This is a genomic window from Pseudomonas sp. AGC41 (assembly GCF_057334555.1).
The window spans coordinates 23,884-28,333 of the sequence record NZ_JBHFJB010000030.1 but is presented as its reverse complement, the minus strand read 5'-3'; the positions used below and the strand labels follow the sequence as shown (position 1 = coordinate 28,333).

The following is a 4,450-nucleotide window of genomic DNA, read 5'->3' as shown; positions in this document are numbered from 1 at the left end:
CCACAGCCAACCCATGGGCGACTGGACCCTGGGCGCCAACCTTGGCTACTTCATCGGCAAGGAAGACGGCAGCGCCCTGGCCGGCGACCTCGACAACAAGACCGCGTTCGCCATGCTCTCGGCCAAATACGGTGGCAACACCTTCTATGTCGGCCTGCAGAAAGTCGGCGGCGATGACGCCTGGATGCGCGTCAACGGCACCAGCGGCGGCACCCTGGCGAACGACAGCTACAACTCCAGCTACGACAACGCCAAGGAAAAATCCTGGCAGTTGCGCCACGACTTCAACTTCGCCGCCGTCGGCGTGCCGGGCCTGACCCTGATGAACCGCTACATCAGCGGTGACAACGTGCACACAGCTACCGTTGATGACGGCAAGGAATGGGGTCGCGAGACAGAGCTGGCGTATACCGTGCAGAGCGGTGCGCTGAAGAGTCTCAACGTGAAGTGGCGTAACGCATCGATTCGTCGCGACTTCAGCACCAACGAATTCGACGAGAACCGGATCTTCATCAGCTACCCGATTTCGCTGCTGTAACGGAAGGATTCAGCCTGGGCGCATCCCATGGCAATCTACGGCAAGGACGCCGTTCCAGAGCGGTTCGTCGATCAAACGTTGACAAGGCAGCAGAAGGATAAGGATATTCGCTCTCGGTCGTACGACAACTTATAACAACTGTACCTCTCACTGTTTGCTCAGGTAATGCCATGACCACGACACAGATTCGCCACCCTTTCAATCGCCTGCTGTTGACCGGCGCCGCCGGCGGCCTTGGCAAAGTCTTGCGCGAACGCCTCAAGCCTTACGCCCGCCATATTCGCCTGTCGGACATCGCCAACATGGCACCGGCCATCGACGAAAGCGAAGAAGTGGTGCCGTGCGACCTGTCGGATAAACAGGCGGTGCACCAGCTGGTGGAAGGTGTTGACGCCATCCTGCATTTTGGCGGTGTGTCGGTGGAACGTCCGTTCGAGGAAATCCTCGGCGCCAACATCAGCGGCGTGTTCCATATTTACGAAGCCGCGCGCAAGCATGGCGTCAAGCGCGTGATCTTCGCCAGTTCCAACCACGTCATCGGTTTCTACAAGCAGGACCAGACCCTCGACGCCCACTGCCTGCGCCGTCCGGATGGCTACTACGGCCTGTCCAAGTCCTACGGCGAGGACATGGCCAGTTTCTACTTCGATCGCTACGGCATCGAGACCGTGAGCATCCGCATCGGCTCGTCTTTCCCGGAGCCGCAGAACCGCCGGATGATGAGCACCTGGCTGAGCTTCGACGACCTCACCCAGCTGATCGAATGCTCGCTCTACACCCCGAAGGTCGGCCACACGGTGGTCTACGGCGTGTCCGCCAACCGCGACGTCTGGTGGGACAACAGCCACGCCGCGCACCTGGGCTACCAGCCCAAGGACACTTCGGAAATCTTCCGCGCCAAGGTCGAAGCCCAGCCGATGCCAGCCGAGGATGACCCGGCCAGGATCTATCAGGGCGGCGCCTTTGTTGCTGCCGGCCCGTTCGACAACTGATTCGCCTGTTTCATGGGATACACACGAACCAAGGAATCACCATGCAAGCCGAATTGATTGTCGATGCACGCAACGCCGTCGGGGAAAGCCCGGTATGGGTCCCCGAGGAGAACGCCCTGTACTGGGTGAACATCCCCAGCGGCGGCCTGCAACGCTGGAACGCCAGCACTGGAAAAATCCAGGGCTGGGAAGCCCCCGAAATGCTCGCCTGTATCGCCCGTCACCAGGACGGTGGCTGGGTCGCGGGCATGGAAAGCGGTTTCTTCCGTCTGCACCCCAATGACGACGGCAGCCTGGACAGCGAACTGTGCGCCAGCGTCGAACACAGCCGCACCGACATGCGCCTCAACGACGGCCGCTGCGATCGCCAGGGCCGTTTCTGGGCCGGCAGCATGGTGCTGAACATGGGCGCCAATGCCGACGAAGGCCGGATGTACCGTTTTGACGCCGGGCAAAGCAGCCCGGTCGCGGCACAACTCAGCGGTTTTATCGTACCCAACGGCCTCGGTTTCAGCCCGGACGGAAGGACGATGTATCTCTCCGATTCGCACCCGTTGAGCCAGCAGATCTGGGCCTTCGACTACGACACCGACAGTGGCACCCCGTCCAACCGGCGCCTGTTCGTCGACATGATGCCCCTGGCCGGACGCCCGGACGGCGCAGCGGTGGACGCCGACGGTTGCTACTGGATATGCGCCAACGACGCCGGGCTGATTCACCGCTTCACCCCGGACGGACGCCTCGACCGTTCGCTGGAAGTGCCGGTGAAAAAACCGACCATGTGCGCGTTCGGCGGCAGCCAGCTCGACACCCTCTTCGTCACCTCGATCCGTCCGGGTGACGACAATGATCCGCAATCCCTGGCCGGCGGCGTGTTCGCCCTCAATCCCGGCGTCAAGGGCCTGGCTGAACCTGCTTTCGGAGGACGGAAACACTCCGCGAACTGATCTGCTTTCCCGCTTCACATCGATAGATATAAAAACAACAACACTGGAGATTGACCATGAATTTCAAACGCACGCTTCTGATCGCGGCCCTGCCCCTGGCCTTCCTGGCCCAGGCAGCACATGCGCTCGATATCAAGATCGCCGACATCCACCCCAAGGGCTACCCGACCGTGGTAGCCGAGGAATCCATGGGTAAAACCCTGGAGAAGGAGAGCAACGGCGAACTGAAGTTCAAGTACTTCCCTGGCGGCGTACTCGGCTCTGAAAAGGAAGTCATCGAGCAGATGCAAGCCGGCGCGATCCAGATGTCCCGGGTCAGCCTGGGCATTGTCGGCCCTGTGGTGCCGGACGTGAACGTGTTCAACATGCCGTTCATCTTCCGCGACCAGGCGCACATGCGCGCCGTCATTGATGGTGATGTCGGCGATGCGATCCTGGATCGGATCACCAATTCCGAGTTCGGCCTGGTGGCCCTGGCCTGGATGGATGGCGGCACCCGCAACCTCTACACCAAAAAACCGGTGCGCAAGCTCGAAGACCTCAAGGGCATGAAGATCCGCGTCCAGGGCAACCCGATGTTCATCGAGACCTTCAACGCCATGGGCGCCAACGGCATCGCCATGGACACCGGCGAAATCTTCAGTGCCTTGCAGACCGGCGTGATCGACGGCGCGGAAAACAACCCGCCGACCATGCTCGAGCATAACCACTACCAGAACGCCAAGTTCTACAGCTTGACCGGCCACCTGATCCTGCCTGAGCCGATCGTGATGTCGAAAATCACCTGGAACAAGCTCACCCCAGAGCAGCAGGACATGGTGAAAAAAGCCGCCAAGGCCGCCCAGGCTGAAGAACGCAAGCTGTGGGACGAGAAGTCCGCCGCCAGCGAAGCGAAACTCAAGGCTGCAGGCGTCGAGTTCATCACCGTCGACAAGAAACCCTTCTACGACGCTACCGCACCGATCCGGGCCAAATACGGTGCTCCGTACGCCGACCTGATCAAGCGCATCGAAGCTGTCCAGTAAAGCCTCTCAATCTGTACTCATGAAACGGCTGGGCGCGCCTGCGGTTCAAAGGCGCGCCCGGTTACGGTGGAACCCGATGAAGAATTTGCTGCTGCGTATCAACGACAAGATTTACATGACTTGCATCTGGGTCGCCGGCCTCTCCGTCCTGGCAGTTGCCCTGATGATTCCCTGGGGTGTATTCGCCCGCTACGTGCTGGGCTCAGGCTCCAGCTGGCCAGAGCCCACCGCTATTTTGCTGATGATCGTGTTCACCTTCATTGGCGCTGCCGCCAGTTACCGCTCCGGCTCGCACATGGCCGTTGACATGGTCACCAGCCGCCTGCCACCGCATCTGAAAAACGCTGCTTCGATTTTTTCCCAGCTGTTGATGGCCGCTGTGTGCATTTTCATGACCATCTGGGGCACCAAGCTGTGCATGACCACCTGGAATCAGTTCATGAGCGCCATCCCTACCCTGCGCGTCGGCATCACCTACATGCCGATCCCGGTCGGTGGTTTCCTGACGCTGATTTTTGTCCTGGAAAAACTCTTGCTGGGTGACCAAAGCCAGCGTCGGGTCGTGCAGTTCGACCTGGTTGAAGAAAACGAAGGTGCCGTTTAATGGACGCTCTGATTCTGCTGGGCAGTTTTTTGTTGTTGATCCTGATCGGCATGCCGGTCGCCTACGCATTGGGCGCTGCCGCCCTGATCGGGGCGTGGTGGATCGATATTCCGTTCCAGGCCATGATGATTCAGGTCGCGGGCGGGGTGAACAAGTTCTCGCTGCTGGCCATTCCATTCTTCGTCCTCGCCGGCGCGATCATGGCCGAGGGCGGCATGTCCCGCCGCTTGGTGGCCTTCGCCAGTGTGCTGGTCGGGTTCGTGCGCGGTGGCCTGTCTTTGGTCAACCTCGTGGCGTCGAGTTTCTTTGGTGCGATCTCCGGTTCCTCGGTGGCCGATACCGCC

General features: G+C 60.4%; 6 protein-coding genes. All 6 read left to right on the top strand.

The features are described from left to right. The coding region (locus ACE04F_RS05835; RefSeq protein WP_486105394.1) for an OprD family outer membrane porin at positions 1-538 on the top strand (538 nt) is incomplete at its 5' end. A gap of 170 nt (positions 539-708) precedes the next feature. Beyond that, complete coding sequence (locus ACE04F_RS05830; RefSeq protein WP_486105393.1) at positions 709-1,530, top strand: NAD-dependent epimerase/dehydratase family protein; 822 nt, start codon at positions 709-711, stop codon at positions 1,528-1,530. A gap of 41 nt (positions 1,531-1,571) precedes the next feature. Beyond that, a complete protein-coding gene (locus tag ACE04F_RS05825) occupies positions 1,572-2,477 on the top strand; it encodes an SMP-30/gluconolactonase/LRE family protein (protein WP_486105392.1) in 906 nt (301 codons plus the stop codon). Between the two features lie 56 nt (positions 2,478-2,533). Then, on the top strand, positions 2,534-3,502 hold the full coding sequence (locus tag ACE04F_RS05820) for a TRAP transporter substrate-binding protein (protein ID WP_486105391.1): 969 nt from the start codon (positions 2,534-2,536) through the stop codon (positions 3,500-3,502). Between the two features lie 76 nt (positions 3,503-3,578). After that, on the top strand, positions 3,579-4,106 hold the full coding sequence (locus ACE04F_RS05815) for a TRAP transporter small permease (protein WP_486105390.1): 528 nt from the start codon (positions 3,579-3,581) through the stop codon (positions 4,104-4,106). Next, a partial coding sequence (locus tag ACE04F_RS05810; RefSeq protein ID WP_486105389.1) for a TRAP transporter large permease subunit occupies positions 4,106-4,450 on the top strand: 345 nt, incomplete at its 3' end. The genes ACE04F_RS05815 and ACE04F_RS05810, both read left to right, overlap by 1 nt.

Excerpts from the sequence above, each read along its gene's own strand:
- ACE04F_RS05830 (WP_486105393.1), top strand. The coding sequence starts at position 709 with ATGACCACGACACAGATTCGCCACCCTTTCAATCGCCTGCTGTTGACC.
- ACE04F_RS05825 (WP_486105392.1), top strand. The coding sequence starts at position 1,572 with ATGCAAGCCGAATTGATTGTCGATGCACGCAACGCCGTCGGGGAAAGC.
- ACE04F_RS05820 (WP_486105391.1), top strand. The coding sequence starts at position 2,534 with ATGAATTTCAAACGCACGCTTCTGATCGCGGCCCTGCCCCTGGCCTTC.
- ACE04F_RS05815 (WP_486105390.1), top strand. The coding sequence starts at position 3,579 with ATGAAGAATTTGCTGCTGCGTATCAACGACAAGATTTACATGACTTGC.